Consider the following 25,828-nt stretch of genomic DNA (forward strand, 5'->3'; position numbering starts at 1 on the left):
CGCAAAGGTCCGCCGGCCATGCGGCCGCCCTGTGGCGTTCGCCGCGGGCTTCCGTTTAAAAGTCAGGGGTGCGTGCCAGAGTGAATGCATGGACGCTTTCGCACTAATTCTTGCCCTCCTCATGTTGATAGTGGGTGGCGTTGCCGGCGCCGCCTTCACGTACGTTCTCTTCCGGCGCCGCAGCGTGGCCCTGGAACAGGATTTCGACGGCGTCTCCGCCCGCCTTTCCGAGGTCAGCGCCCAGTTCGCGGCAGCCGACGCCGAACGGCGGCTCCTGTCGGCGCAGAACCGCGAGCTGGGTGAAGCACGGAACCAGGACGGCAGCGTGCTGCGGGCCCTCGCTCCGGTGGCCGAAAAGCTCACGGCAGTCCAGCAGCAAGTGTCACTGCTGGAGCGGGACAGGCTGGAGCAGTACGGACAGCTGGCCCAGCAGTTGCAGGAAGCCCGTGTGTCTGACGAACAGCTGCTGCGTTCAACGCATGCGCTGGAGTCAGCACTGCGCTCGAACAGCGCGCGTGGTCAGTGGGGCGAGGTGCAGCTGCGGCGGGTGGTGGAAGCGGCCGGGATGATCCGGCACGTCGACTTCCACGAGCAGCAGCACGGCACCAGCGCCGAGAACAGCCTCCGGCCGGACCTGGTGGTGCAGTTGCCGGGCGACAAGCAGCTCGTCGTTGATGCCAAGGTTCCGCTGTCCTCTTATCTCGCGGCCCAGGAACTCGGGGCAACTTCAGGCAGCCTGCAGCTCGGCCACGCCGCCAACGGGCAGCAGGCGCATCTCGCGGCCCACGCCAAGGCCCTCAAATCCCACGTCGATTCGCTGAGCAGCAAGAAGTACTGGGATCTGCCCGGGAACTCGCCGGAACTGGTGATCTGCTTCCTGCCAGCCGAATCCATACTCGCCGCGGCCCTTGCCGCGGACCCTGCCCTGCTGGACTACGCCCTGAGCAAAAACGTGGTCCTTGCCTCTCCCGGCACTCTGCTCGCTGTACTGAAGTCCGTCGCCTTTACCTGGCGGCAGGACGTACTAACGGACAGCGCCCGGGAACTGTTCGAGTTGGCCCGTCAACTCTACGAGCGCATGGGCACGCTCGGCGAGAATGTCACCAAGTTGGGGTCCTCGCTGAAGAGCTCAGTGGACCGTTACAATTCGATGATCGGGACCCTGGAGGCCAGGGTCCTCCCGACAGCGCGCAAACTCAATACCCTTGATTCAGCCGGGCTCGTCACACCGGCCGCCATCGATGTCACCACACGTTCCGTGGCTGCCCCGGAGCTGCAGTCGGAGGAGTCAGCCGCGTAGGCCCGTGAGGTCAGGGGCGTGCGCCGCGGCCGCCGAGCGCGCGGCTCACATCCCCGGCCTGCTTCAAGGTGGCGCGCAGCTCCTTGGGCAGGGAGAAGAGCAGGTCTTCCTCGGCCGTGACCACTTCCTCCACGGAGCCGTAGCCATAGTCGGCCAGCAGACGCAGGACGTCCTTGACCAGGACCTCCGGGACGGAGGCGCCGGAGGTGACGCCGACGGTAGCAACGCCTTCGAACCAGGCTTCGTCCACTTCGTTCGCGAAATCGACGCGGTAGGAGGCCTTGGCGCCGTATTCCAGTGCAACTTCCACCAGCCGCACCGAGTTCGAGGAGTTTGCGGAGCCCACCACGATCACCAGATCGGCCTGCGGGGAGATCTTCTTTATTGCCACCTGACGGTTCGTGGTTGCGTAGCAGATGTCATCGCTGGGCGGATCCTGCAAGGTGGGGAAACGTTCCTTCAGGAGCCTGACGGTTTCCATGGTTTCGTCCACGCTGAGCGTGGTCTGGGACAGCCAGATGACCTTATCCGGATCCCGCACAGTGACGTTGCCCACCTCGTGCGGGCCGTTGATGATCTGGATGTGTTCGGGGGCTTCGCCGGCGGTTCCCTCGACTTCCTCGTGGCCGTCATGGCCGATGAGCAGGATGTCGAAGTCGTCCTTGGCGAAGCGCACCGCTTCCTTGTGCACCTTGGTCACGAGGGGACAGGTGGCGTCGATGGTCCGCAGCCCCCGGTCCTCGGCAGACTGCACGACGGCGGGTGAGACACCGTGGGCGGAGAAAATCACCAGCGCGCCCTCCGGAACCTCGTCGGTTTCATCGACGAAGATGGCCCCTTTTTCCTCAAGCGAGCTGACCACGTGGACATTGTGGACAATCTGCTTGCGCACGTAAACGGGCGGCCCGTAGTGTTCCAAGGCCTTCTCCACCGCGATGACCGCCCGGTCCACGCCCGCGCAGTAGCCGCGGGGGGCTGCCAGCAGGACCTTCTTGGGGCCGGTGACCGGCGCCGCAGCCATCACGTCCTCGGGCGTGCGCCGCCTGCGCGGCACGGTTGGCATGGGGATGGAAACAGCTGAGGTGGTCATTGTTCAATGCTACCGGCTTGGCCGCCACGGGCAGGGTTCCGAGGCTAGGCAGGGCGGCGGCCCGTGAGGACCCTCGTCAGGACACCCGCCACCAGGAGGAGCACCCCGGTGATAACCGCGACGAGGATCCACTGCCCGAAGCGTTCGGATGATGCCGCTATGAACTCGTTCTTGAAGAGGTCAGCCACCTGGTTGCCGCTGGCGAGTCCCGTGGCCAGGCCGGCAGCCGCATCAGCGCACAGCTTCCAAACAGCCGACAGGATCAATGCTCCGATTCCGGTTCCCACGAGCACTGCCCACCGCCGTCGAGCAGTAATGAACCCGATTCCGAAGGCGACCGCGGCGCCCGCAGCCAAGGCATAACCCGTGGGCGCATACAGGGAAACCCTTTCGATCACGTCACGTTGGCTCGGCTGGCCGATGGTAATCAATGCCTGGCCGGGGGCTTGGAGCGGAACCTGCGTCGCATCCGAAATCTGTTTGGCGAGCAGGCCGACTAAGGGCGCAACGTCGAGGGTCAGGGCAGTCGGCCGCTCCCCCGTTTGCCCACCGGATCCTGAATCCGCGAAATTCAGCCGGTGGCTCTTTCGCAGGGTTTCCTCCCACGCGGCAGGGTAGCCGGGGAGCGATGTCAGGGATTTGGCAGCTTTGTCCAGGATGGGCTGTACCAGTGATTTGACGGGTTCAGGGACCTGGCCCCCGGCGTCCAGGGTGGCCACCGCCGCTGAGGCGAGCCGTTCCTGGAAAACGGTGTCCTTCCCCAACGGCGCGGCAAGCGAAACGAACCCATCCTCCTGCACAATGTTCCGGTCCACCCACATGGCAGGTATGGCGACGGCGGCCAGCAGAAGTCCAACGATGACAGCCACGGCTGAGACAAAAGTGCGCAAGGGATTCCTAGGTTGTGGTTGGGTACTGCCATCCTAGAGGGGCCATCCGGGAACCAAAAATGTCGCCGGACGGTGATAGAGCTATGGATAGAGTTGGTTTGGGTTTGACCGCCAGCTTTGACCGCCCGCTTTGACCGCACTGCCACTTACTGAGGAATTCCTATGCACCGGGCCACTCCCGCGCCACCGCCCAGGACACCGACACCGGCCGGGACACCGTCCCGGCCCAGCCGACAGGTGCTGCCCAGCCATGTCTGAGGATCTGCCTACGGGAACCACGCTGCCCGCCACTGCGGCCGAGACCAGTCCGGAGAACCCGTGGCCGCTTCAGCTCCTCTCGCACAAGCTCAAAGCCCATATCGACCGGACCCCGTCCGCCTGGGTGGAGGGCCAGGTCATTGAACTGAACCGCCGCGGCAGCAACGCCTACATGACGTTGCGGGACATCGACGCCGAAATCTCACTGCCTGCCTCCGTCTGGACCACCGTGCTGGACCGGCAGGACATCCCGCTGGAACGCGGATCACGGGTGGTGGCGCTGCTTAAGCCGGAGTTCTGGCTGAAAACCGGCAGGCTGAGCATGTCGGTCAAGGACATCCGGCCCGTCGGCCTGGGTGACCTGCTGGCAAGGATAGAGCGGCTCCGGCAGGCCCTTGCCTTGGAGGGGCTGTTCGCCGACTCCCGGAAGAAGCGTCTGCCCATCCTCCCCCACCGCATCGGGCTGATCACCGGCCGTGATTCCGATGCCAAGAAAGACGTCCTGCGCAACGCGGCCCTCCGCTGGCCCGCCGTCGAATTCGAAATCCGCGAAGTGGCGGTTCAGGGGAACGCCGCCGTGACACAGGTGGTGGCGGCGCTGCGGGAACTTGACGCCGATCCGCGCGTGGATGTCATCGTCATAGCGCGCGGCGGCGGGGCGCTCGAAGATCTTCTGCCCTTCAGCAGCGAGGAACTCATCAGGGCCGTCTCGGACGCGTCCACCCCGGTGGTCAGCGCGATCGGCCACGAGGCCGACCGTCCCATCCTCGATGACGTGGCCGATCTGCGCGCATCCACCCCCACTGACGCCGCGAAGCGCATTGTCCCTGACGTGGTGGAGGAACTTGCCCGGGTGCGGCAGGCCCGCGACCAGCTCCGCCGGGGCGTGTCAAGGCTCGTGGAACAGGAAACGGACCGGCTTGCCTCCCTGCGTTCGCGGCCGGTTTTGTCCGCCCCGGAGGGCATGGTGACCAACAGGTTGGAGGACGTTGAAAGGCTCAGCAGCCGTTCCCGGGCTGCCATCGCTTCGGCGGTGGTCCGGGCGGCGGACCAGCTGGTGCATCTTCAGGCGCAGGTGCGGGCATTGTCGCCGCAAAAAACCCTGGACCGCGGCTATGCGGTGGTTCAACTGGCCGGCGACCACCCCGTGGGCGGCCAGGCCAGGGCCGTGGTCCGTCACCCTTCACAGGCCCCCGCGGGAACGGACCTGGCCGTCCGCGTCGCCGGCGGGAAGTTCTCCGCCCGGTCCACCGGCGCCCAGAAGAGCTGAGACAGTTTCTATAAAGACAGCAAGGCCACCGGGAAGCTTCGGTGGGCAGGCACATTCACGTGACACGAGCAGGGAGCAGCACCATGGCAGCAGAACCGAATCCGAACGCCGACATCGACGCGCTGAGCTATGAGGAAGCCCGGGAGCAGCTGGTCGGCATCGTGGCGAAGCTGGAGGCCGGCGGCGCCAGCCTCGAGGACTCCCTCGCCCTGTGGGAGCGTGGCGAAGCCCTGGCAGCGCGGTGCGAGCAGTGGCTCGAGGGTGCGCGCAGGCGGCTGGCGGCAGCCAGGGGCCAGGCCTCCCAGGACGCCTGACACTCGCCGGCTCAGGAGCGTTCGACCAGGTCGCGTTCCATGTCGACATCGAGGTCCGGCACGGGCCACTGAAGCTTGAGCCCTTCGAGCGTCTCGAGCAGCAGCTGCTGCACGGCGATCCGGGCGTACCACTTCTTGTTGGCCGGCACGACGTACCACGGGGCGATCTCGGTGCTCGTCTTCTCGAAGGCCTTCTGGTAGGCGTCCATGTAGTCAGTCCAGAACGCGCGCTCCTTGAGGTCCCCGGTGCTGTACTTCCACAGCTTGTTGGGCTCATTCAGGCGGGCCAGGAGCCGTTGCTTCTGCTCGTCCTTGCTGATGTGCAGCATCACCTTGATGATCTTGGTGCCGGCGCCGTTCTGCCGGACCTCGAACTCGTTGATGGCCTTATACCGGCGTTCCAGCTCTTCGGGATTGGCCCAGCGGTGCACCCGGTGGATCAGGACGTCCTCATAGTGGGACCGGTCAAAAACGCCCACCATCCCGGAGGCAGGGACTTCCTTCTCAATCCGCCACAGAAAGTCGTAGGACTTCTCCTCCGGAGTGGGCGCCTTGAAAGACTTCATCTGCACTCCGTGCGGGTTCATTGCGCCCATCACGTGGGTGACGATTCCGCCCTTGCCGGCCGTGTCCATGGCCTGCAGGACCAGCAGGATGCGTTTGGTGCCGCCGAACCGGGACTCGGCGAATAATTGCTCCTGCAGCTCGGCAAGCCGGCTGTCCAGCTCCTCCAGGAGCATCTCACCGTCGACCTTGTCCCCACTGTAGCCAGGGGTCGAGTCGGGGTCGCAGTCCTTAAGTTTGAACCCCTTTCCGACCAGCAGTGTTTCGGAAGGGTGCTGGTCGAAGGTCACAGCGTCTGGCATGGAAAGCCTCATTCCCGTTAGCGCAGCCCTGCCCGGATCCTTGGCCCGTGCCCCGCCGCTGACTACAGGCTAGTTCCCCTGATACCGCGTCAGGAAGTCCGCCATGCGTCCGATTGCCTCGGAGATGTCTTTGACGTTCGGCAGTGTCACCATGCGGAAGTGATCCGGCCGGACCCAGTTGAAGGCACGCCCGTGTGAGACCAGGATCTTTTGTTCGCGCAGCAGGTCCAGGACAAACTTCTCGTCGTCCCGGATGTGGTAGACCTCGGGGTCCAGTTTCGGGAAGAGGTACAAGGCCCCCCTGGCCTGCTGCGTGCTCACGCCCGGAATGGCGTTGAGCAGGTCATAGGCTTTGTTTCGCTGCTCTAGTAGGCGGCCGCCCGGAAGGATTAGATCGTTGATGCTTTGGTAGCCGCCGAGGGCCGTCTGAATGGCGTGCTGGGCGGGCACGTTGGCGCACAGCCTCATGTTGGCCAGGAGGTTGATGCCCTCGAGGTAATCAGCGGCGTCCTTCTTGGGGCCCGAGATGGCCATCCAGCCAGCGCGGTACCCACACACCCGGTACGCCTTGGACAGCCCGCTGAAGGTCAGGCACAGGACGTCGTCGCCTGTGAGCCCTGCCAGGTTTACGTGGACGGCGTCCTCGTAAAGGATCTTCTCGTAAATCTCGTCCGCAAACAGCACCAGGCCGTGCTTTTCGGCCAAGGCAACGATCTTCTTGAGCGTGGCCTCCGGGTAAACAGCGCCGGTGGGGTTGTTCGGGTTGATCACCACGATGCCCTTGGTCCGGGGGGTGATCTTGGCTTCCAGGTCCTCCAGATCGGGCTGCCAGCCGGATTCCTCGTCGCACAGGTAATGCACGGGGCGACCCCCGGCCAGCGCCACGGAGGCGGTCCACAGAGGGTAGTCCGGGGTGGGGATGAGCACCTCGTCGCCGTCATCCAGCAGGGCCATCAAGGACATGGTGATGAGTTCGCTGACACCGTTGCCGAGATAGATGTCGTCCACATGGATGTTCTGGATGCCGCGGGTCTGGTAGTACTGCGAGACGGCGGTGCGTGCGGAAAATATGCCGCGGGAGTCGCTGTAGCCCTGGGCATGGGGCAAGTGGCGGATCATGTCCACCAGGATGGCGTCCGGAGCCTCGAAACCAAACGGAGCGGGATTGCCGATGTTCAGTTTGAGGATGCGGTGTCCCTCGGCCTCCATCTGCTGGGCGGCCTGGAGGATCGGTCCACGGATGTCGTAGAGGACATTATGAAGCTTGGTGGACTGCTTGAATTCTGCCATTCATCAAATATGCCATAAGGCGGATGTACTTCCGCTGAGACTTGTCTCACACGGGTGCAGCCCATCGCATGTATGACCGAAGCGGAAACCACGACGGCGGCAGCCGGACTCCTGTGGAGCCGGGCGCCGCCGTCGCACGTTCTCAGCTTTGCATTACTGGCTTTAGTTGGCTGGCTTTGCTTGGCTGGCTTTACTTGACTGGCTTTACTTGACCAGGCCCTTGTCCTTCAGCCAGGCAGCAGCGGCATCCTTGGGGTTCTGCTTCTGGTTGCCGCTGACCGCACGGTTGAGGTTGATCAGATCTTCAGTGGTGAGGGTCTTAGAGACGGAGTTGAGCGCTTCCTTGGCCTTGTCTGACATCTTTGCCTTGTTGTAAAGCGGCAGCACCTGTTGGGCGATGAAATTGTTCTTGGGGTCATCAAGGACCACAAGGTCGTTGTCCGCAATCGCCGGGGTGGTGGTGTAGATGTCCGCTACCTGGACCTGGTCGGACAGCAGCGCCTTAACGGTGATGGGGCCGCCGCCGTCACTGAACGGTTCAAGCTTCTTGGGCACGCAGTTGTAGTTCTTCTTGAGTCCGGGCAGGCCGTAGGCGCGTTCCGCAAATGTTGCCGGGGCGCCCACCACCAGGTCTCCACAGACCTTTGCCATGTCCTCGATGGACTTCAGCTGGTACTTCTCGGCAGTGGCCTTGGTGACAACCATGGCGTCCTTGTCCTCTGCCTTGGATGCGTCCAGCACAGCCAGCCCGTCCGGCAACTTGCCCGGCAGGGCCTTGACGATGTCGCCCGCCGAAACCTCGGTGGCATCCTTGTTCACGTGCAGCAGGAGGTTGCCGCTGTAGTCCGGAACGATGTCAACTGAGCCGTCCTGCACTGCCTTGAAGTAGACCTCCCGGGAGCCGATGTTGGGCTTGGTGCTGGCGGTTACGCCGGCCGCGTTCAAGGCTCCGGCGTAGATCTCGGCGATGATCTGGCTTTCAGGGAAATCAGCCGAGCCCACCACCAGGGCTGACCCTGAGGCCGATCCGCCGGATGCGGGCGCGCTGCTGAGCGGATTCGATGAACCCCCGCAGGCGGTCAGAGCCATAGCCAGGCCGACGCCGGCCGCAAGGCCGCCGAACGCACGGCGGCCCAGGACTCTGTGTTGGGTTTCCTTCATGACATACCTCCTCGAACAACAGGCTCCGCGGTCACGGAGTCTGTGAGATCAACCGGGGCCTGGTGGCCCCGGTTTGGCGCGGCAGAGGCTCCCCGTGAGAGGAACAGCCTCTGGAAAACAGCAAGGATCAGGTCCACGGCGATCGCCAGCCCGGCGATCAGGAGCGAGCCACCCAGCATCTGCGGGAAGTCTGAGAGCACCAGGCCGTCGAACAGGTACCGTCCCAGGCCGCCCAGGTTGATGTAGGCCACCACCGACACGGTGGCGATGACCTGCAGCACACCGGTCCGGAAACCGCCGAACATCACGGGAAGGGCGTTGGGAACCTCGGCCCGGAACAGGATCTGGTATTCGGTCATGCCCATGGCCCGGGCCGCGTCCACCACGTTCGGGTCCACACTGGCTATCCCCGCATACGTGCCGGCTAGCAAGGGTGGGACCGTCAGGATCACCAGGGCCCACACCGGCGGCATCAGCCCGATGCCTGCCAGCAGCACGAAAAGGGTCAGCAGGCCAAGGGTGGGCAGGGCGCGGAGCGCGCCGGCGAGGGCCACCACGGCCACCCGGCCGCGCCCGGTATGGCCCACGTAGAGCCCGATGGGAACGGCTATGGCTGTGGCGATCAGCATGACCAAACCGGTGTACTGCAGGTGTTCGGCCAGCCGGGTGGGAATGCCCTCGCTGCCGGACCAGTTCGCCGGGTCAGCCAGCCACGCAAATGTGTCCGTGAAGACATTGCTCATGCTGAGGTTCCTCCCGCCCGGACGTCGGAGAGGAGTTCGGCAGTTGTTGCGAGCTCAGCTTTGGCCGGTTTGGCTGATGCCCGGGTCCAGGGCGTCAACATCCGTTCGAGGAGCACCAGGACTGCGTCCATTAGCAGGGCCAGGACGAGGATGGCGACGATGCCCACCACCACCTCCGTGACGAAGTCGCGCTGAAGCCCGGATGTGAAGAGCATGCCGAGATTGCCGATGCCCAACAGGGCCGCAACGCTGACGAGGGAGATATTGCTGACCGAGACTACGCGAAGGCCGGCGAAGAGCACGGGCAGCGAAAGCGGCAGGTCGATTTGCAGGAAACGTGCAGTGGGCTTGAATCCCATGGCGACGGCGGCCTGGCGGAGATCCTCATCCACCGAGTCAAAGGCGTCAAGCGCGGCCCGCACCAGCAGCGCCACGGCGTAAAGGGTAAGTGCCACCACCACGTTGAGGGGATCCAGGATCCGGGTGCCCAGGATAGAGGGCAGAATGATAAACAGTGCCAGGGAAGGGATGGTGTAGAGAAGCGACGTGGCCGTCACCACCACGGATTTCAAACCCTTGTTCCGGCGGGCCAGCTGGGCCAGCGGAATGGCGATCAGCAGCCCGAGGATCATGGGCAGCACGGCCAGGACCAGATGCTGGCCCGCGAGTTCGAAAACGCGACCGCTGTTCGCCAGGAACCATTCCATTAGTGGGCACCCTGCCGGGTGAGCCGTGCTGCCTCAATAACCGACAGGACCTCGTCGGCTTTGAGGACGCCCACCACCTTGCCGTGGCCGTCGACGGCCACGCCGAGTCCGGACGGCGAGGACAGGGCCGCGTCCAGGGCACGGCGGAGGGTATCGCCCTTCCTGAAGAGGGATCCGCCCGGGATCAGCCCGGACCCACCCCCCGCGCTGGCCCACCCCAGCGGACGCGAGTCCGCGTCCACTACCAGCAGCCAGTCGGCGTCAGCGGACGCGGCTGCGCCGGCATCCAGCTCCGCCCGGCTGATGGTGGGAACCGCATGGAGGGACACGCCGTCGGACGGGCTGAACGCCAGGTGGCGGAATCCCCTGTCCCGTCCTACGAACGAGGCCACGAAATCGCTGGCCGGGGCCCGGAGGATTTCCTCCGGCGTTGCGTACTGGGCGAGTTTGCCACCAACCGAGAACACCGCCACTTTGTCCCCCAGGACAGTCGCTTCATCGATGTCATGGGTGACGAACACTATGGTCTTCGCCAAGTCGCGTTGCAGACGGAGAAGCTCCTGCTGCAGCTCGTCGCGCACCACGGGGTCGACCGCGCTGAACGGTTCGTCCATGAGCAGCACCGGCGGGTCGGCCGCCAGCGCCCGCGCCACCCCCACGCGTTGTTGCTGGCCGCCGGAGAGCTGCGAGGGGTACCGCTTTCCCAGCACCTGCGCCAGCCCGACGACGTCGAGCAGCTCCTGCGCACGCCTGCGCGCCTCCGCCTTGGACACGCCATTAAGCCGGGGCACCGTGGCGATGTTGTCCAGAACGGAACGGTGGGGCATCAGCCCGGAAGACTGCATCACGTATCCCATGGAGCGGCGCAGTTCCGCGGCCGGCACGGAAGTGACATCCCTTCCCCCCACGGTGATGGTGCCCGACGTCGGCTCAACCATCCGGTTGATCATGCGCAGCGAGGTGGTCTTTCCGCAACCGGACGGCCCCACGAACACCGTGATGGAGCCTTTGTCGATGGACATGGTCAGGTTGTCAACGGCCGGCTGCCCGCCTTGGTATCGCTTGGTCACGCTGTGGAACTCGATCATGGCTTCGGCCATTTCCGGGCATACCTAACTGTTGGGCGGCAACATCGGACGGTCAAGCCAAATGATCATAAGGTCGCTGACTATTGGCTGGATAAAGCGGTACTACACAGCGTAACCAGAGGCCACCGCAATGTCAGCGGAACCGCGGCTACCGTAAGCATTCGGTGACCTTGCCCGGTTGGATGGGTGGCGGGGATGGGTGGAGCCTCGACCGGATGGCCAGGGGAACGTCAGGAAAGTTTTCCGTCCGTGGGCCGCTCCCAGTAGAGGCGCAGGGCGGCGTCCACCAGGGAGACGCGGTTGAGCTCCGCGACGTCGGCGAGCGGGATCCAGGCCGCGTGGGTGGTGCTCCCGTTGACCTCGTGGCGCAACTCACCGCTGGTGACCCTGGCCTCATAAACAAGGCGCAGGGATTGGAAGTCCCGCTCCCCGCCGTCGATCCGGATTTCAGCCGGCCAGTGTCCGACGTCGATCCCCAGCATGGCGCCGATCTCGGCGTCGTAGCCGGTCTCTTCATAAATTTCGCGGCGGCAGCCGTCCACCGGGTGCTCGGCGAGGTCAAGACCGCCGCCGGGCAGGGTCCAGCCTTCACGGCCGCCCTGCTTCCAGTACGCCAGCAGGATCCGGTCCTCCTGGATGATGACGGCGTAGGCGGCGGGACGGGTGTCGAAGTGCAAACTCATCCTTCCAGCGTAACGGCGCTCCGGCGGGGTATCCGCAGGCAGGCACCTGCCGAACTGTGGCGTTCCGTCTTAGAGTTTGTCTGTGACCAACCTTGAAGCGCGTCCGCTGGAAGAAGTCTGCCCTCCGTCCCCGGCCGAAGGCTCCGGACCGTGCCTGCAGCTGTGGCCGGCCCGCGAAGTTCCGCTTGGCGGTGTGCGGGCCATGAATGTTTCGCGCACGCTGCCGCAGCGGGGCCTGCCCACGGTGGGGGCCTGGTGCTTCCTTGACAGCTTCGGTCCTGACCGCGTGGCCATGTCGGTGCTGCCGCATCCGCACACCGGCCTGCAGACGGTGACTTGGCCGCTGCTGGGCAGGATCAGGCACCGGGACAGTGTGGGCAGCGATGTGATCGTCCGGCCAGGCGAGCTGAACATCATGACCGCCGGCAGGGGTGTCTCGCACTCCGAATTCGCGGTGCTCCCGGGGGGCGTAGACGGCGGCCCGGCCGAGGTGACTCCGGAGCTTCCGGTGCAACGCGGCCTCCAGTTGTGGGTGGCCCTCCCTGACACCGAGCGCCACCGGGCTCCCGCTTTCGAGCAGCACGTGGATCTGCCGAAGGCCAGCGGTCACGGGTTCACCGCCACCGTGATGGTGGGCAGCCTCGCCGGGGTCACCTCGCCCGCGACCATGTACTCCCCCATCGTAGGCGCCGACGTAACCTGCAGCGGTGTGCTGAGCCTGCCGTTGAATCCTGACTTCGAGCATGCCGTTCTGGTGCTCGACGGCGGTCTGACCCTTGATGGCCAGGAGGTCGCACCCGGGCCGCTGGGCTACCTCGGCTCCGGCCGCTCGGCCCTGGATCTCGAGGCCTGGCCGGAGACCCGCTTCATCCTCCTCGGCGGCGAACCTTTCGAGGAAGAACTGCTGATGTGGTGGAACTTCGTAGGCCGCACGCACGCCGAGGTGGAGCAGGCGCGCCTGGACTGGGAGGCGCAGGCGGATCTTCCCCATACCGAAGCGGCGGCCAGACGCTTCGGCCTGGTCCGCGGACACGGCCCGGATGCCGGCCCTGAGGCCGGCCGCATCCCGGCCCCGCCCCTGCCCGGCGTGCAGTTAAGACCACGCACCCGCTCTTAAGCGGGACGCGGCCACCGGCCCTCGCGGAGCCGGCCTCGATCAGTGCCGCCAGGGCTGCCGTCTATGCAGCCCCGCTGGATCGTTCCTGCTCGGCCACCAGCTGCAGCACCCCGAAAACCGGGTCCTGGTCAAGCACGCGGACGTCGGTGATGCCTTGTTCGGCCAGGTGTTTCCGGAAGGAGTCCTGGAGCCGCGCAACGTTCATCCCCAATCCGCTGCCCAGAATTACGGGACCTTGAATTCCAAGCTTCCGGAGCACCTGTGCAGCCAGGTCGGCCAGGTCGCGGCCTGCCTGCTCCACCAGCGCCTGGCTGGCTGGATGTCCGGCATCGGCGGCCTCCACCACGAGCCGGGCCTGTTGGGCCCAGAAGCGGCGGCCGGTCCCGGCAGAGTGGAACATGGCGATCAGCTTGTTGGGATCATCGGTCCCGCAGGAGCGAAGCAGCGCAGTGGTGAGCTCATCGGGCTCCAGCCCCAGGTTCATCCGGCGCAGGCTGTGGCGGACCGCCTCGCGTCCCAGCCAGTAGCCGCTTCCTTCATCGCCGAGCAGATATCCCCAGCCGCCGGCCCGCGCCTCCTCGCCATTCTCGTTCTTCCCCCACGCCGCGGAGCCGGTGCCTGCAATCACAGCCACGCCGCTGCTGGCGCGACCGGCAGCCAGGAGGAGCCGGGAGTCGTGAACCACCGTGATCCTGGCACCGGGCACGTGCGGCGCGATCAGCCCGGCGAGCGCCTCGGCATCCTCGTCGGTATCGATCCCGCCTGCGCCGGCATAGACCTGGGAGATCGCTCCTCCGCCGATCTTCGCGAAGAGTTCGGCCAGGTGCATGGCGGCTTGTTCGCGGGTGACGTTCTGAACATTCGCGCTTCCCACGCTTTCGTCCATCACGGCATGGCCATTCTCAAAGCGGACCCCGCGGGTCTTGGTGCCGCCGATATCCAGGCCGATCACCGCGCCGGATTCGGCTCCCTGCGCGGAACCGGTGGAAGAGGCAGGAGCCGCTGGCGGCAGATTGTTGTCAGAATTAGTCACGTGACCAGACTACTGAGTGGGCTGGCCGCGAACGGTCATCGGCGGGGATTATTCGGCCATGATTATCGGCAAGGACTAAGGAGCACGGAATGACGAATGCCATCTTGGGTACCCGAATCATCGCAGCCCCCATGGCGGGCGGCACCTCTACCCCCTCTTTTGTCCGGGCCGTGCACAACGCCGGCGGCCTCGGATTCCTGGCCGCAGGCTACAAGACCGTGGAAGCAATGCGGGCCGAAATCCGGGAGCTCCGATCGTCCGGCACGCGGTTCGGCATGAACGTGTTCGTTCCCGACCCGGCCCAGCTCAGCCCTTCGGCCTCTGCCGTGCGGCGGTTGGAGGCCTACCGCGAGAGTCTTTGGCCGGACGCGCGGCGCTATGGCATTGAGCTCCCGCAGCTGCGCTTCGATGACGACGACGCCTGGCGGGACAAGCTCGATTCGCTGTTCGAGGACCCGGTGGAATTCGTCAGCTTCACCTTCGGTCTGCCCGAACAACACACCGTGACCAGGCTGAAGAAGTCCGGTTCCACCGTTATTGGAACAGTCGCGAGCGCGGATGAGGCGCGCCTGGCCGTTGATCGCGGGGTGGACCTCATGGCGGTTCAGCACGTGAGTGCAGGCGGCCACAGCGCGTCATTCCTTGCCGGGACGGGGCCATCAGTCGCCCGGCGTCACCGCACGACGGCGGAACTGCTGGCGGAGGTCCGCTCCGCCGTCGGGCTTCCCCTCGTTGCCGCCGGCGGCATCATGGACGCTGCGGGGCTGGACGCCGTGCTGGCTGCAGGTGCGGAAGCTGCCCAGCTGGGAACGGCTTTTCTTCGGAGCGACGAAAGCGGCGCCCGTCCCCTGCACAAGGATGCACTGGCCAGCCCGACGTACACCGAAACCCGCCTGACCCGGGCCTTCACCGGGCGGGAGGCGCGGGCACTGGTGAACTCCTTTGTCAGGGATCATCAGGACGCGCCGGAGGGCTACCCTGCGATTCATCACCTGACGGCGCCCTTGCGGGCTGCGGCGGTTGCGGCCGGGGACCCGGAGCGGCTCAATCTTTGGGCAGGCACAGGATGGCGGCAGGCCTCGGCCGGACCGGTGTCCGGAATCATCGCAAGACTGCTTGCGGACTCGTCCGCTTCCTGAGCCTCGGTCAGGAAGCGGAGCGGGCACGGACAAGGCCGGCCAGCAGCTCCGGCCCTTCGCTCAGCACGAGCTCACGGAACAGCCGCACCTGATCGGGTTCATTGTCCGCGGCGCCCCGGCGTTCGCGCCATGCGAGACCGATTTCGCGGAAGGCGAGGCTGGATTCCAGGGGAACTTCCACCCAGCCGAGGTCTCCGGTGTCCGGCGTGACGTTCCCGCCCGCCGCCATGCCGCCGGGCGGAAGGATGCTCACGCCAAGTCCTGCGGAAACGAGGCCCCGAACGGTGTGCGAGTCCTGGCTTTCGAACGCGATCCGCGGCCGAAACCCGGCCTCGCGGAACAAGGCATCGGTGAGGGAACGCATGCCATATCCGGCCCCCATCGCCACGAAGGGGTCCTGCCGGATGTCCGCTATCCGCGCCACGGGCCGGCCGGCAAGGGGGTGCTTGTGGTGCACCACCAGCCGCAAGGGCTCACGGTAGAGGGAGGCGGATCCGATGCTCCGCCCGGGCGGAGCCACGGGCGCGGTCAGGGCAAGGTCCGCGTCCCCGGCAGCAAGCCGGGCGAGGCAGCCGTCGCGCGCCCCCTGGCTGAGCTCGAAGGAGGTATGCGGGTGCCGGCTCCGGAAGGCGCTGATCAGGAGCGGCAGCGTGGCCTCGCCGAAGGTGTGCTGAAACGAGACGGCGATCCGGCCCCGCACCACCTCGGATTCGTGCCGGACCAGATCCAGTCCGGCCTGGAACTCCTTCAAGGCGGCGTCGATGTAGGGCAGCAGCGCTTTGGCCGCCGGGGTGAGCCGTACCCCGCGGCCGTCGCGGATCAGCAGCCTGGTCCCCACCAAGGCGCCGGCGCGGGCCAGTGCACGGCTGACCGTGGACTGCGGGATCCCAAGAACTTCGGCCGTTTCCGTGACGTGCCCGGTCCGCCCAAGCTCGGCCAGCACCGGCAACAGCGGCAGCAACTGCACCAGCTGTTTGTGCTCAATGTCCATTCGGGCCCTCCAATGCGTTCCGGCTGAGGCCGCGCCCCGGCTGGCGCCGCCTTTCCGGGCCGGACTTATCCATCCGTAATTGGCATCTATTCTATGTCAATCATGCATTGGAAGCATCTCTAGCCCGCGACGTACGATGGGAAAATGCGCACGCTGCAGCCGCACCCTCCCGGCGAAACACATGGCTGGGATGGCCACCTCAAAGGTTCGCGGGCCTACGCGAAGATCCTTGCGGGGCTGGCCTTCGCCGGCGTGGCAACGTTCGCGCAGCTGTATTCAACGCAGGCGGTACTCCCCATCATGGCAACGGACCTGCGGATCTCGGCGGCGGAAGCCGCGCTCACCATCTCACTGGCCACCGTGGGGCTGGCCGTCACCGTGATTCCCTGGTCCTTCCTCGCGGACAGGATTGGCCGTGTCAGGGCCATGACCCTCGGCATCATCGCCGCCACCCTGCTGGGCCTGCTGGTGCCGCTGGCTTCAACGTTCCCCATGCTTCTGGGGCTCCGGATGCTCGAGGGCATGGCGCTCGGGGGGATCCCGGCCATTGCCATCGCCTACTTGAACGAGGAAGTGCACAAGGCGCACGCTGCCCTCGCCGCCGGAAGTTATGTTGCGGGCACCACGCTCGGCGGACTGGCCGGCAGGCTCGTAGCCGGTCCCATCGGCGAGCTCTGGGGCTGGCGCGCGGCTGCGTTGGCGGTCTCCGTCCTGGCCACCATCGCCGCCGTCCTGTTCCTCTTGCTGGTTCCCAAAGCGCGCGGGTTTACCGCAGCCCGGGCCAGCGGATTCAGCGGAGCGGTACGCACCTTGGCCGGCCACGGCCGCAATCCCCGGCTGCTGGCCCTCTACGTCCAGGCCTTCCTGCTCATGGGCGGCTTCGTGGCGGTCTACAACTATTTGGGTTTCCGGTTGTCCGGGGCACCGTTCGGCCTCCCGGCCACCCTCATCAGCCTGATCTTCGTGGCCTACTTGTCCGGCACGGTCACCTCCCGCCTGGCCGCCGGGCTGACACTGAGGTTTGGACGCCGGAATGTGCTGGTGGCCGGCATCATCCTGATGGTCCTGGGCCTGGCCCTGACCCTCACGCAGCTCCTGGCACTCATCCTCGCGGGACTGCTGGTGTTCACGGGAGGATTTTTCGCAGCGCACAGCATCGGAGCGGGCTGGACCGGTGTAATTGCCACGTCCGGCCGCGCGCAGGCGGCCTCGCTCTACAACCTCGCCTACTATCTTGGCTCAAGCGTCATCGGCTGGGCCGGCGGTCTGGTGTTCCAGTCCTTCGGATGGACGGCGCTTGCCCTGACCGTGATGGGGCTGGGATGCACGACGGCGGTGATCACCGCCGTCGTGCATCCCCCGGGATCCCGGCCGGCTAGCGCGTGACCTCAATGGCCTGCACAATGTCGGCCACAATATCCACCGCGTCCTCAAGCCCCACTGACAGCCGCAGCAGCCTGGCGTGCGGTTTGGCGTCCGCGGCGACCGGCCGGTGGGTCAGGCCCGCGGGGTGCTGGATGAGCGTATCCACTCCGCCCAGCGACACCGCATGCGTGATCATCCGCACCGCGCCCGGAATGCGTTCGGCGTGCTCGGCGCTGTCCACCTCGAACGCCATCAGCGATCCCGGACCCGACATCTGGGTGCCCACCAGCCCGAGGGGATCACATTCAGGCAGTCCGGGATAGCGGACCACCCTGACCAGACCGTGCCCCGACAGGGCTGTGGCCACCTTGTGGGCCGTTGCCTGCTGCGCCCGCACCCGCACCGGAAGGGTGGCCAGGCCGCGGTGCAGCAGGTACGCCGGCCACGGAGTGAGGATGCCGCCGGTGATGGCCCGGACCCGGCGGAGCCGAGCAGCCCACTCCGGGGACGTCGCGATGACGCCGCCCATCGCATCGCCGTGACCGCCAAGGAACTTCGTGGCACTATGCAGGACCAGCGCGGCGCCGTGTGCCAGCGGCTGTTGGAGCACCGGGCTGGCAAAAGTGTTGTCCACGAGCAGCGGCACCCCGTCGGCGTCCGCAGCCAGCCGGGCCAGGTCCACCAGCTCCAGGCTCGGATTGGCCGGGGTCTCCACAATTACCAGGCCGGTGTCCGGGCGCAGTGCTGCGTGGACGTCTTCCGGAGTCGAAAACGTCACCTCGGTGCCCAGGACCCCTGAGGCCAGCAAGTGGTCGCTGCCGCCATATAGCGGACGAACGGCCACAATGTGGTTCTTGCCGGTGGCCACTGTGGCCAGGAGGGCGGCGCTCAAGGCGGCCATTCCCGTGGCGAACGCCACAGCCTCCGGCGCACCTTCCAAGGCCGCCACTCCTTCTTCGAAGCGGGCCACGGTGGGGTTCCACAGCCTCTGATAGACGGTGCTCTGACCGTCCAGGTGTCGGCCGCCGGTGGCCATTTGTTCATAGGCCTGTCCGCCGTCATGCACAGACGGCAGCGGCGCGGTGGTGGACAAGTCAATAGGCAGGGCGTGCACGCCCTGCCCGGTGAGGCCGTCCCGGCCGGCGTGAACGGCAAGTGAGTCGAGTGAAAGCACAATGCTCCTTATGAATTATTCGCCATTGAATGCCGCTAGTCTCTGGCAATAATTCGGAGTTTCACAGGGGCGGTGAATGGAACTGCCGAAAAATGAAGTTTATGATGAACTCATAACACTTTGAGGAGGCCCTGTGAGCAACAGTGCGAAGAATATTCGGCCAGGAGCGGCGCCGGAGCCGCTGGACGCCATTGACGAGCGGCTCCTCGCCGCATTGGTGGACGACGCCAGGATTTCCAACAAGCAGCTCGCCGAACTGGTGGGGATTGCACCGTCCACGGCCCTGATGCGCACCCGGGCACTCTCCGAACGCGGGATCATCGAGGGCTTCGAAGCGAAGCTGAACCTGTCCGCCATCGGCCGCTCCGTCCAGGCCCTGATCGCCGTCCGGCTCCGCGCCCACGACCGCGAACAGATCGACCGCTTCACTGCCAGGGTTCCGAAGCTGCCGGCCGTGCTCTCGACGTTCCATACCTCGGGCTCCGTGGACTACCTGCTGCACATCGCCGTGGCCACCACCGAGGACCTGCGCGACTGGGTGCTGGACAACCTGGCAACCGACCCCGTGGTGGGGCACACGGAGACCACCCTGGTCTTTGACCAGATCCAGGGGAACCACGGGCCGCTGCCGGACTGACTCCCCCTGTGACCAAGCTCCGGTGACTGCCAGGTGGCGTGCCGCCGGGCCTCAGTCGGTCAGGCCTGCTGGCGGCGTGCCGATCGGAAGGTCAGAGCAGCCAGGGCAAACGCGGCGAGCGAGCAAAGCACCACAAATCCGTTCACGGCTGCCTCAAGTCCATACGCCGCCGTCGCGAATCCAAGACCCACAACCGGAAGCGCGCTGCCGAGGTAGGTGATCACGTACACGGTACTGATGATCTGGGCATGCCGGGCGGCCTCGACTTTTCCGGCCACATCGTTGAACACGGTCCGGAAGGACACGCCCTGGCCGACCCCGGCGGCCAGGCTGGCGAGGATGAGCAGCCACGGGCTGCTCCAGGCCGCAGCGGCAGCAATCAGCAGCACCGATGCCGCGAGGACGGAGAGCCCCACGGGAACCACGTACCGCCCGCGGATGGCCAGAAGTTGGCTGAGTGCGGAAGCACCCAGCGTCAGCCCGGCAAGCAGGCCGATGAGCGGGCGGGAATCGGCGTGCACGATGTGGGCAAAATAGCCCGGTGCCAGGGAGAGGCAGAAGCCGAATACCGTAAAGCTCAGGAATCCGACGGCGGCGGCCAGCCAAAAGGAGCCCCGCGCCTCCCGGGAGACGGACGGCCGGCGCGGTGCCAGCACCCTGATGGGCTGCCGCCCGGCAACGGCGGCGATGGCCGGGCGCGCCTTCAGAAGGTAGAGCGGCACGAGCAGCAGGATAAGCACGAGCGAGTGGATGAAGTACGGCGTGGACGTGGGCCCGGGCAGGAGCGACAGGACTCCTCCGATGACCGGCCCGGCGGCAACTCCCCCGGCGGAAGCGAGCAGGGTGAAACGCGATGCCCATTCGGGCCGGGACGGCAGCAGTTCGCGCAGGGCCGCCGAACTCGCCCCGGTTGCCAGCGCCACGGCAACCCCCTGCAGGGCCCTCCCGGCGCACAGCATCAGCAGTCCGCCAGCGTTGGCGAACATTACGCCTCCCGCCAGGCTCACTAGGACGGCCAGTAGAAGCGCCGCACGCCGGCCGATGTGGTCCGACCAGTGACCGGCGAGCATGAGCGTGGCAATCAGCGCGAGCACGTACGCGGCAAACGCCACCGTGACCCCCAGCGAAGAAATGCCCAGTTTCGCCTGGAGCAGCGGATAGAGCGGGGTGGCGAGGTTCGCGCCCACGAGCAGAGTGAAGATCACGACGCCGGCCATGACCAGCCGTGCGGTGACGGACGCGTCCCATCCCCAGCGCCCGGCGATAGCCGGACGCATGCGGAGTTCGCTGAAGACAGTCATGTGGTTGCCTTTGCATGCCGTGCCGGACCAGGCGACTCCTTGTGGGAGGGGCAGGATCCGTGAAGAAATTGGTATCTCCAGAATGCGGCATCAATGACCCCAGAGGGCAAGATCCATGCCAGAATTGAGCAAAACAGTCAATCATGGCTGGAACTTATGAACCGGAGTGACTGTTTGAACAGTTTGGACCCCACGGACCTGAAAATCCTGCTCGAACTGATCCGTGACCCGCGCGTCCAGATCGGGGAGTTGAGCGATTCCCTGGGCATAGCCCGGAACACCGCCCAGTCGCGGATCCGGCGAATGCTCCGTTCGGGCCTGCTGCACCACGGCGGCCGGGAGATCGATCTTGAGGCGGTGGGGTACGACGTCGTCGCCTTTGTCACGATCGAGGTGAGCCACCGGGAACTGGACGGAGTGGTGGGCGCCCTCCGGCTGATCCCGCAGGTGCTGGAAGTCCATGAGATCTCCGGCCGTGGCGATGTCTGGTGCCGGGTTGTGGCCACGGACACGCATAACCTCCAGGCGGCGCTGCGGTCGATCCTGCGGATCAAGGGCGTCATCCGCACCGAAACGGTACTGGCCCTGCACACGCACATCCCCTACCGCACCGAACCCCTGATCAGCCGCCTGGTCCAGGGTGCGGCCCAAGCAGCTGCCATGCCCAACAGCGGGGTCGATGCCGTCCGGCCTGGCGGCAACGTCCCCTCGAACCGCCCGCCCCGCGCATAGGATTCAATCCATGAACAAACCCCTACTGAAGATCAACTACGGGCGGCAGCCGGCGCTATGACCATCATTGACAACGCCGTCTACGTGAATGGACACCGAAGCGCGGAACTGCAGGACCTCGAGCAGACCTTCGAAACACTCTCCCAAAACGGCGGGATGGCGTGGATAGGCTTGTACCGTCCCACGCAGGCGGAAATGGCCGCGGTCGCCGCCGAATTCGGGCTGCACGAACTCGCGGTCGAGGATGCCATCTCGGCGCATCAGCGACCCAAACTCGAACGCTATGACGACAACCTCTTTACGGTGCTGCGGCCCGCCCGGTATCTGGATGACACCGAGTCCGTTGAGTTCGGCGAGCTTCACGTCTTCACGGGAAGGAACTTCGTGGTGACGGTCCGCCACGCCGAAACGGGCGGGGTGGCCCGCGTCCGGCGCCGACTGGAGAGCCGTCCGGACCTGCTGGGCCACGGCCCTGAGGCGGTGCTCTATGCCCTCCTGGACCAGGTGGTGGATGACTACGGCCCGGTGGTGGCAGGGCTGGAAAACGACATCGACGAAATCGAGGACCAGCTCTTCAGCGGCGACGCCACAGTGTCGAGGCGCATCTATGAGCTGGCGCGTGAAGTCATTCAGTTCCAACGCGCCATCCATCCCCTCCCGGACATGATGCGGCTTCTCAAGCAAGGCTTTGAGAAATACGGCGTGGACACCGAACTCCGGCACAGCCTTCGCGACGTCGAGGACCACGTGGAGCGGCTGATCTCACGCGCCGACTCCTTCCGGGATCTGTTACAGAACGCCCTCACGCTGGACGGGACCCTGACCGCCAACCGGCAGAACGAGGCAAGTGCGGAGCAGAACGAGCAGGTCAAGAAGATCTCTTCCTGGGCCGCCATCTTCTTCGCCCCTTCCTTTGTGGCGGGCGTGTACGGCATGAACTTCGACCACATGCCGGAGCTGCACTGGGCTCTGGGTTACCCCTTGGCAATCGGGCTGATGGCCGGAACCGCGACGCTGATGTATGCCATCTTCAAACGAAAAGGCTGGCTGTAGCGGGGCGAACCATGACCTCCGACTATTGCTCCGGCGGCCAGGAAGCGTCACCAGGTGCGTCCGGCGATAGCGCCCCCAGGGTCACGGTGCCCGCATCGCCGTCGACCGTGATGTCCTGGCCGCTCCTGATCCGCTGAGTCGCCACACCGGTGCCGAGCACGGCTGGGATGCCATACTCCCGCGCCACGATGGAGCCGTGGCTGAGGGGGCCGCCGACATCGGTGACCACCGCGGAGGCCATGGCAAAGAGCGGGGTCCACGCGGGCGTGGTGATACGTGCCACCAGGACCGCCCCGGGCTGCATCCTGTCAAAGTCCTGCTGTCCGGTCAGCACGCACGCGGCCGCGCTCACCCGGCCCGGGCTGGCACCCGCTCCCTTGATGGTCTCGCCGGGCTGTTCCTGGGAACGCGCCGGCATCATGCCACCCAGCGAGCGCTCCATCCAGCGGCTTTCAGGAAGCATCTGCGGCGGGGTGGCCCTGCGCTGGCCACGCCACACCATCTTGCGCTCCTCCACCGCGGAAGCGAGGACGGGATGTCCGGCTCCCTTGATCACCACCTCCGGGGAACTCGTGGCCACGAATCCGAACTCGAGGGCGCTGCGGACCTCCTGGAGCCGCAGCCAGAACACATCGCCGGCCTCCGCGATGAGGCCCGCAGCGACGAGTCGCTCTCCGAGCTCATGCAGCATGCGCCTGATCAGGGGCCATGCCAGGCCGACGTCGGCCAACGCGTCCTCGCGGATCGGGGCGGCCGACTGGGCCCATCGAAGCAGACGGACGAACGCGGCCTTCCGGAGCCCGTGGAGGCGGCCGATTACCTTCCTGGTTTCGTCCTCCCGCCGGTCCGCCAGGAGCTGCTGGCGCTGGTGCGGGTCGTTACCCTGGCCGCGAAGGTAGAACTTCAACGTCTCAAGCAGCGGGGAGGGGTCGTCCGCGGGCACCGGGTTGAGGAAGTCCAGGTTGTAGACCGTGTGGCCAAAGCGGTCGAGGTGGTCCTGGAAACGGGCGCGCCACTGGGCCCCCAGGGACGGGTCAAGCCCGGCGAGCGGTGAGCCACTGCGCTGGGAGTCGGCCAGCGCGGACGTGGGCGCTGCCAGGAGCAACGCCGCCAGGCCAGGCAGTTCCCTGACCCAGGCTGCGAGGTCGAACAGGGATTTCTCCGCACGGATGGGCTCGCTGTCATACCCCAGGAGGAAGGTCTGCGCCGGGGGGTCTCCTGCGCGGCGCGCCAGCTTGTTGTAAAACGCCTGGAAGGACATCTCACTTGTGGTGGCGACGGGAATGATCGACTGCACGGCCGTGTAGTAGACCGTGCCGGCATCAAGCAGCGCCGAGACCCCTTCCAGCAGCTCCGTCCCAGTGAGGTCCTTGACGGGTTTTGCCTGCCACTCCTCAAGCGCTTTGACATACAGGGGGTGCGAGAATTCCCGCCACCCTGCGATCCCCATGTGCGCATCACCGCGGATCATCGCCCGGACCGCGCTCAGTGACTTTGCCGTCATGCGCAGCATGGCTGAGGTGCGGTAGTAGTAGTACGCATAACCGTTCACGGCCGGCAGGCCGATATCGTTCTCGCGGATGATATTCCTGCCGACGGCACGCGTCAGAAGGGCGGTCAGTGACCGGGTCACAGACCCATCGATGAGGTCAGCGAAAAGCGGCGACAGCGGGTCCGGAAGCTGTTCCACGATGCTGGCGCGAAAATAGAGGCCCTTCGGATATGGCATGGGCCATTCGGTGGGTGTGTCCGCCACGGCCTCGGGGAGCGCGGTGACCGGCCGCGATTGCACAATGAAGAATGCCCCGCCGGAGCGAACCCATTCGATGTCCTGCGGGGAACCGAAATGGTCCGCTATCCGCGTTCCCAGACCTGCCAGGGCGGCCGCTGCGGCATCGTCCAGCACCGGTTCACGACGGCGGTCCGCCGGCACGGATACTTCCTCCGTACCGCGCCCGGCATAGACAGTCATAACCTCCTTGTCGGCGGTCCGGCGCGAGAGGACCCTGCCGGTCCCGGCGTCGACGACGACGTCATCGGTGCTGACCGAACCGCCGACCACGGACTCGCCCAGCCCCCACGCGGCACCGATCACGATCTGGTCGCGGCGACCGTTCACGGGATTGGCGGTAAACATTACGCCGGCGGCATCGGCGTCGATCATCTGCTGGACAATAACGGCCAGGCGCACCGCCTCTGGTCCGATTCCCTCGCGGGCCCGGTAGGCCATTGCGCGGGCGGTCCACAGGGAGGCCCAGCAATTGGTGACCGCCTCCATCAGCGCCCGGACGCCGCTGACATTCAGGTAGGTTTCCTGCTGCCCCGCGAAGCTGGCAGAGGCGAGGTCCTCCGCGGTGGCCGAGGATCTGACCCCAACGGCGGCATCGCCGTCGTTGTTGCCCATCCGGCGGTAAGCGGCCCTGAGCTCCGCGGCGATGGGCTCAGGCATCACGCCGCCGGCAAACAGTGCCTGAATGCGCTCGGACGCGTTCTCATAATTCCGGGTGGGCGCCATGGGCGCCAGCGTGGCGAGCTCCTGGATGGCGGCGGACAGGTGGTTGGCCTCCACAAAGGCCTCATAGGCCGCAGTGTTCAGCACGAATCCCGGCGGGACGGGAAGGCCGGCACGGAACAACTCGCCCATGCCGGCACCCTTGCCGCCAACCACCGCCACGTCGCCGCTTCCAACCTCGTCAAACTGGTTGATGTAGGTCATGACCGCGCGCCCTTTCTGCCCGCTCCGGGGGCCTGCTTCGCTCCCGGTTCTCAACATAGTGGCACGTCCGCGGGCCAGGGGCCATGGCTACCCAGCACTGCTGAGCCGGGGCGCCGGGCCAAGCTGGTGCCAGCGGTGGCCGGGCTCCAGGCTAACCTTCGGCGGTCATCGCCTCGTCGAGGAAGCCGAGGGTGCGGCGCCAGGAGTCGTCGGCGGCTTCAGAATTAAAGGTCCACCTGTTGGTGTCGTTGAAGAACGCATGTCCCGTTGCGGGATACACCACCGGGGTGAATTCCACGCCGGCTTCGGCCATCTGCTTTTGCTGTTCGGGCAACTTGTCCACGAGGGCCGCGTCCTGCTCGCCATAGAAAGCAAGGACGGGGCAGGCGATCTTCCGCAACTGTTCCACGGACAAGTCCGCATGGCCGTAGAACGGAACGGCAGCCCGCAGTCTCGGCTCCTGGGTTGCAAGGGAGAAGCTGTAGGTGCCGCCGAGACAAAAGCCTGTGACTGCCACTTTCCCATCCACTCCGGGCAGCCCGTAGAGGTACTCGAAGCAGGCCTGAAGCGACGCCGTTGTGCGCGCCGCAAATGCCGGGGCATGGAGCGGTGCCATGATTTCGCGGAGCTTGGGCTGGGCAATGCTTCGTTGCTCGGGGTCGAAAAGGGTCACCTGCAGTTCTGCGGCCAGTTCGGGCGTCATGCCCGTGTCCGCGAGCAGGCTGGGAGCCAGCACCACGTAACCCGCCGCCGCGAAGCGGTCCGCCACGTCCTTGGTGTGTTCCACGAGTCCCCAGACTTCGTGGATCACGATCAGGCCGCCCTTGGGCGTGCCTGCGGGTTCGCTCAAATATGCGTCGACGGAACTTGTCTCGTTGGCAATCGTTACCATTTTTCCCATGCGCACAAG

24 protein-coding genes are annotated in these 25,828 nt (G+C 65.9%); 9 read left to right on the forward strand and 15 right to left on the reverse strand.

The window, feature by feature from the left end; all coding sequences use genetic code 11:
- The first annotated feature begins 88 nt into the window (after positions 1 to 88).
- Entirely contained in the window at positions 89 to 1,300 is a 1,212-nt protein-coding gene (locus ACP4XC_RS17435; RefSeq protein WP_427171850.1) for a DNA recombination protein RmuC, read from the forward strand.
- Positions 1,301 to 1,310: 10 nt separating this feature from the next.
- Here the strand turns inward: ACP4XC_RS17435 and ACP4XC_RS17440 are convergent, their stop codons facing one another.
- Both ACP4XC_RS17440 and ACP4XC_RS17445 read right to left on the reverse strand, forming a co-directional pair.
- Entirely contained in the window at positions 1,311 to 2,390 is a 1,080-nt protein-coding gene (locus ACP4XC_RS17440) for a 4-hydroxy-3-methylbut-2-enyl diphosphate reductase (RefSeq protein WP_427171852.1), read from the reverse strand.
- Between the two features lie 44 nt (positions 2,391 to 2,434).
- On the reverse strand, positions 2,435 to 3,280 hold the full coding sequence (locus tag ACP4XC_RS17445; protein ID WP_427171854.1) for a hypothetical protein: 846 nt from the start codon (positions 3,278 to 3,280) through the stop codon (positions 2,435 to 2,437).
- A 250-nt stretch (positions 3,281 to 3,530) separates the two neighbouring features.
- On the opposite strand from ACP4XC_RS17445, the gene xseA reads away from it, so the two are divergent.
- On the forward strand, positions 3,531 to 4,808 hold the full coding sequence (gene xseA, locus ACP4XC_RS17450; RefSeq protein ID WP_427171856.1) for an exodeoxyribonuclease VII large subunit: 1,278 nt from the start codon (positions 3,531 to 3,533) through the stop codon (positions 4,806 to 4,808).
- An 83-nt stretch (positions 4,809 to 4,891) separates the two neighbouring features.
- Complete coding sequence (locus ACP4XC_RS17455; protein WP_427171858.1) at positions 4,892 to 5,122, forward strand: exodeoxyribonuclease VII small subunit; 231 nt, start codon at positions 4,892 to 4,894, stop codon at positions 5,120 to 5,122.
- 11 nt (positions 5,123 to 5,133) lie between these two features.
- Here ACP4XC_RS17455 and ACP4XC_RS17460 read toward each other — a convergent pair whose 3' ends face one another.
- The 7 genes from ACP4XC_RS17460 to ACP4XC_RS17490 all read right to left on the reverse strand — a co-directional run bounded on the left by ACP4XC_RS17460 (position 5,134) and on the right by ACP4XC_RS17490 (position 11,660).
- On the reverse strand, positions 5,134 to 5,988 hold the full coding sequence (locus tag ACP4XC_RS17460) for a polyphosphate kinase 2 family protein (RefSeq protein ID WP_427171860.1): 855 nt from the start codon (positions 5,986 to 5,988) through the stop codon (positions 5,134 to 5,136).
- A gap of 69 nt (positions 5,989 to 6,057) precedes the next feature.
- Positions 6,058 to 7,278, reverse strand: coding sequence for a pyridoxal phosphate-dependent aminotransferase (locus tag ACP4XC_RS17465; protein ID WP_427171862.1), 1,221 nt, complete (start codon positions 7,276 to 7,278; stop codon positions 6,058 to 6,060).
- A 204-nt stretch (positions 7,279 to 7,482) separates the two neighbouring features.
- Entirely contained in the window at positions 7,483 to 8,439 is a 957-nt protein-coding gene (locus ACP4XC_RS17470; protein WP_427171864.1) for an ABC transporter substrate-binding protein, read from the reverse strand.
- Complete coding sequence (locus ACP4XC_RS17475) at positions 8,436 to 9,182, reverse strand: ABC transporter permease (protein WP_427171866.1); 747 nt, start codon at positions 9,180 to 9,182, stop codon at positions 8,436 to 8,438. Before ACP4XC_RS17475 ends, ACP4XC_RS17470 begins: the two co-directional genes overlap by 4 nt.
- On the reverse strand, positions 9,179 to 9,889 hold the full coding sequence (locus tag ACP4XC_RS17480; RefSeq protein WP_427171868.1) for an ABC transporter permease: 711 nt from the start codon (positions 9,887 to 9,889) through the stop codon (positions 9,179 to 9,181). The genes ACP4XC_RS17475 and ACP4XC_RS17480 overlap by 4 nt, the downstream gene beginning before the upstream one ends.
- The gene (locus ACP4XC_RS17485) at positions 9,889 to 10,989 is read right to left on the reverse strand and encodes an ABC transporter ATP-binding protein (protein WP_427171870.1); all 1,101 of its coding nucleotides are present in this window, start codon (positions 10,987 to 10,989) and stop codon (positions 9,889 to 9,891) included. Before ACP4XC_RS17485 ends, ACP4XC_RS17480 begins: the two co-directional genes overlap by 1 nt.
- A gap of 218 nt (positions 10,990 to 11,207) precedes the next feature.
- Positions 11,208 to 11,660, reverse strand: coding sequence for an NUDIX hydrolase (locus ACP4XC_RS17490; RefSeq protein ID WP_427171872.1), 453 nt, complete (start codon positions 11,658 to 11,660; stop codon positions 11,208 to 11,210).
- 82 nt (positions 11,661 to 11,742) lie between these two features.
- Between ACP4XC_RS17490 and ACP4XC_RS17495 the strand changes: the two genes are divergently transcribed.
- A complete protein-coding gene (locus ACP4XC_RS17495) occupies positions 11,743 to 12,777 on the forward strand; it encodes a pirin family protein (protein ID WP_427171874.1) in 1,035 nt (344 codons plus the stop codon).
- A 61-nt stretch (positions 12,778 to 12,838) separates the two neighbouring features.
- On the opposite strand, the gene ACP4XC_RS17500 is transcribed toward ACP4XC_RS17495, so the two are convergent.
- The gene (locus ACP4XC_RS17500; RefSeq protein ID WP_427171876.1) at positions 12,839 to 13,810 is read right to left on the reverse strand and encodes an N-acetylglucosamine kinase; all 972 of its coding nucleotides are present in this window, start codon (positions 13,808 to 13,810) and stop codon (positions 12,839 to 12,841) included.
- An 89-nt stretch (positions 13,811 to 13,899) separates the two neighbouring features.
- Between ACP4XC_RS17500 and ACP4XC_RS17505 the strand changes: the two genes are divergently transcribed.
- Positions 13,900 to 14,949: a nitronate monooxygenase gene (locus ACP4XC_RS17505; RefSeq protein ID WP_427171878.1), complete on the forward strand. Its 1,050-nt coding sequence runs from the start codon at positions 13,900 to 13,902 to the stop codon at positions 14,947 to 14,949.
- A 7-nt stretch (positions 14,950 to 14,956) separates the two neighbouring features.
- Here ACP4XC_RS17505 and ACP4XC_RS17510 read toward each other — a convergent pair whose 3' ends face one another.
- Entirely contained in the window at positions 14,957 to 15,940 is a 984-nt protein-coding gene (locus ACP4XC_RS17510) for a LysR family transcriptional regulator (RefSeq protein WP_427171880.1), read from the reverse strand.
- Positions 15,941 to 16,084: 144 nt separating this feature from the next.
- Between ACP4XC_RS17510 and ACP4XC_RS17515 the strand changes: the two genes are divergently transcribed.
- Positions 16,085 to 17,326, forward strand: coding sequence for an MFS transporter (locus ACP4XC_RS17515; protein ID WP_427171882.1), 1,242 nt, complete (start codon positions 16,085 to 16,087; stop codon positions 17,324 to 17,326).
- On the opposite strand, the gene ACP4XC_RS17520 is transcribed toward ACP4XC_RS17515, so the two are convergent.
- The gene (locus ACP4XC_RS17520) at positions 17,316 to 18,479 is read right to left on the reverse strand and encodes a trans-sulfuration enzyme family protein (protein ID WP_427171884.1); all 1,164 of its coding nucleotides are present in this window, start codon (positions 18,477 to 18,479) and stop codon (positions 17,316 to 17,318) included. The two genes, ACP4XC_RS17515 and ACP4XC_RS17520, sit on opposite strands and share 11 nt — an antisense overlap.
- A 133-nt stretch (positions 18,480 to 18,612) precedes the next feature.
- Between ACP4XC_RS17520 and ACP4XC_RS17525 the strand changes: the two genes are divergently transcribed.
- Positions 18,613 to 19,116, forward strand: a complete 504-nt coding sequence (locus ACP4XC_RS17525; protein WP_427171886.1) for an Lrp/AsnC family transcriptional regulator — start codon at positions 18,613 to 18,615, stop codon at positions 19,114 to 19,116.
- Positions 19,117 to 19,175: 59 nt separating this feature from the next.
- Here ACP4XC_RS17525 and ACP4XC_RS17530 read toward each other — a convergent pair whose 3' ends face one another.
- On the reverse strand, positions 19,176 to 20,417 hold the full coding sequence (locus ACP4XC_RS17530; RefSeq protein ID WP_427171888.1) for an MFS transporter: 1,242 nt from the start codon (positions 20,415 to 20,417) through the stop codon (positions 19,176 to 19,178).
- A 156-nt stretch (positions 20,418 to 20,573) separates the two neighbouring features.
- Between ACP4XC_RS17530 and ACP4XC_RS17535 the strand changes: the two genes are divergently transcribed.
- Complete coding sequence (locus ACP4XC_RS17535) at positions 20,574 to 21,149, forward strand: Lrp/AsnC family transcriptional regulator (RefSeq protein WP_427171890.1); 576 nt, start codon at positions 20,574 to 20,576, stop codon at positions 21,147 to 21,149.
- Positions 21,150 to 21,206: 57 nt separating this feature from the next.
- Positions 21,207 to 22,202, forward strand: coding sequence for a magnesium/cobalt transporter CorA (gene corA, locus ACP4XC_RS17540; protein ID WP_427171892.1), 996 nt, complete (start codon positions 21,207 to 21,209; stop codon positions 22,200 to 22,202).
- A gap of 22 nt (positions 22,203 to 22,224) precedes the next feature.
- Here the strand turns inward: corA and ACP4XC_RS17545 are convergent, their stop codons facing one another.
- A complete protein-coding gene (locus tag ACP4XC_RS17545; protein WP_427171894.1) occupies positions 22,225 to 24,918 on the reverse strand; it encodes a PEP/pyruvate-binding domain-containing protein in 2,694 nt (897 codons plus the stop codon).
- A 151-nt stretch (positions 24,919 to 25,069) separates the two neighbouring features.
- On the reverse strand, positions 25,070 to 25,819 hold the full coding sequence (locus ACP4XC_RS17550) for a dienelactone hydrolase family protein (RefSeq protein WP_427171896.1): 750 nt from the start codon (positions 25,817 to 25,819) through the stop codon (positions 25,070 to 25,072).
- Between the last annotated feature and the right edge of the window lie 9 nt (positions 25,820 to 25,828).

This window comes from Arthrobacter sp. 92 (assembly GCF_050260325.1).
Lineage (GTDB): Bacteria > Actinomycetota > Actinomycetes > Actinomycetales > Micrococcaceae > Arthrobacter.

Excerpts from the sequence above, each read along its gene's own strand:
- ACP4XC_RS17530 (WP_427171888.1), bottom strand. The coding sequence starts at position 20,417 with ATGACTGTCTTCAGCGAACTCCGCATGCGTCCGGCTATCGCCGGGCGC.
- ACP4XC_RS17510 (WP_427171880.1), bottom strand. The coding sequence starts at position 15,940 with ATGGACATTGAGCACAAACAGCTGGTGCAGTTGCTGCCGCTGTTGCCG.
- ACP4XC_RS17440 (WP_427171852.1), bottom strand. The coding sequence starts at position 2,390 with ATGACCACCTCAGCTGTTTCCATCCCCATGCCAACCGTGCCGCGCAGG.
- ACP4XC_RS17470 (WP_427171864.1), bottom strand. The coding sequence starts at position 8,439 with ATGAAGGAAACCCAACACAGAGTCCTGGGCCGCCGTGCGTTCGGCGGC.
- ACP4XC_RS17550 (WP_427171896.1), bottom strand. The coding sequence starts at position 25,819 with ATGGGAAAAATGGTAACGATTGCCAACGAGACAAGTTCCGTCGACGCA.
- ACP4XC_RS17515 (WP_427171882.1), top strand. The coding sequence starts at position 16,085 with ATGCGCACGCTGCAGCCGCACCCTCCCGGCGAAACACATGGCTGGGAT.
- ACP4XC_RS17465 (WP_427171862.1), bottom strand. The coding sequence starts at position 7,278 with ATGGCAGAATTCAAGCAGTCCACCAAGCTTCATAATGTCCTCTACGAC.
- ACP4XC_RS17485 (WP_427171870.1), bottom strand. The coding sequence starts at position 10,989 with ATGGCCGAAGCCATGATCGAGTTCCACAGCGTGACCAAGCGATACCAA.
- ACP4XC_RS17545 (WP_427171894.1), bottom strand. The coding sequence starts at position 24,918 with ATGACCTACATCAACCAGTTTGACGAGGTTGGAAGCGGCGACGTGGCG.
- ACP4XC_RS17460 (WP_427171860.1), bottom strand. The coding sequence starts at position 5,988 with ATGCCAGACGCTGTGACCTTCGACCAGCACCCTTCCGAAACACTGCTG.
- ACP4XC_RS17505 (WP_427171878.1), top strand. The coding sequence starts at position 13,900 with ATGACGAATGCCATCTTGGGTACCCGAATCATCGCAGCCCCCATGGCG.
- ACP4XC_RS17490 (WP_427171872.1), bottom strand. The coding sequence starts at position 11,660 with ATGAGTTTGCACTTCGACACCCGTCCCGCCGCCTACGCCGTCATCATC.
- xseA (WP_427171856.1), top strand. The coding sequence starts at position 3,531 with ATGTCTGAGGATCTGCCTACGGGAACCACGCTGCCCGCCACTGCGGCC.
- ACP4XC_RS17435 (WP_427171850.1), top strand. The coding sequence starts at position 89 with ATGGACGCTTTCGCACTAATTCTTGCCCTCCTCATGTTGATAGTGGGT.
- ACP4XC_RS17535 (WP_427171890.1), top strand. The coding sequence starts at position 20,574 with ATGAACCGGAGTGACTGTTTGAACAGTTTGGACCCCACGGACCTGAAA.
- ACP4XC_RS17455 (WP_427171858.1), top strand. The coding sequence starts at position 4,892 with ATGGCAGCAGAACCGAATCCGAACGCCGACATCGACGCGCTGAGCTAT.
- ACP4XC_RS17480 (WP_427171868.1), bottom strand. The coding sequence starts at position 9,889 with ATGGAATGGTTCCTGGCGAACAGCGGTCGCGTTTTCGAACTCGCGGGC.
- ACP4XC_RS17475 (WP_427171866.1), bottom strand. The coding sequence starts at position 9,182 with ATGAGCAATGTCTTCACGGACACATTTGCGTGGCTGGCTGACCCGGCG.
- corA (WP_427171892.1), top strand. The coding sequence starts at position 21,207 with ATGACCATCATTGACAACGCCGTCTACGTGAATGGACACCGAAGCGCG.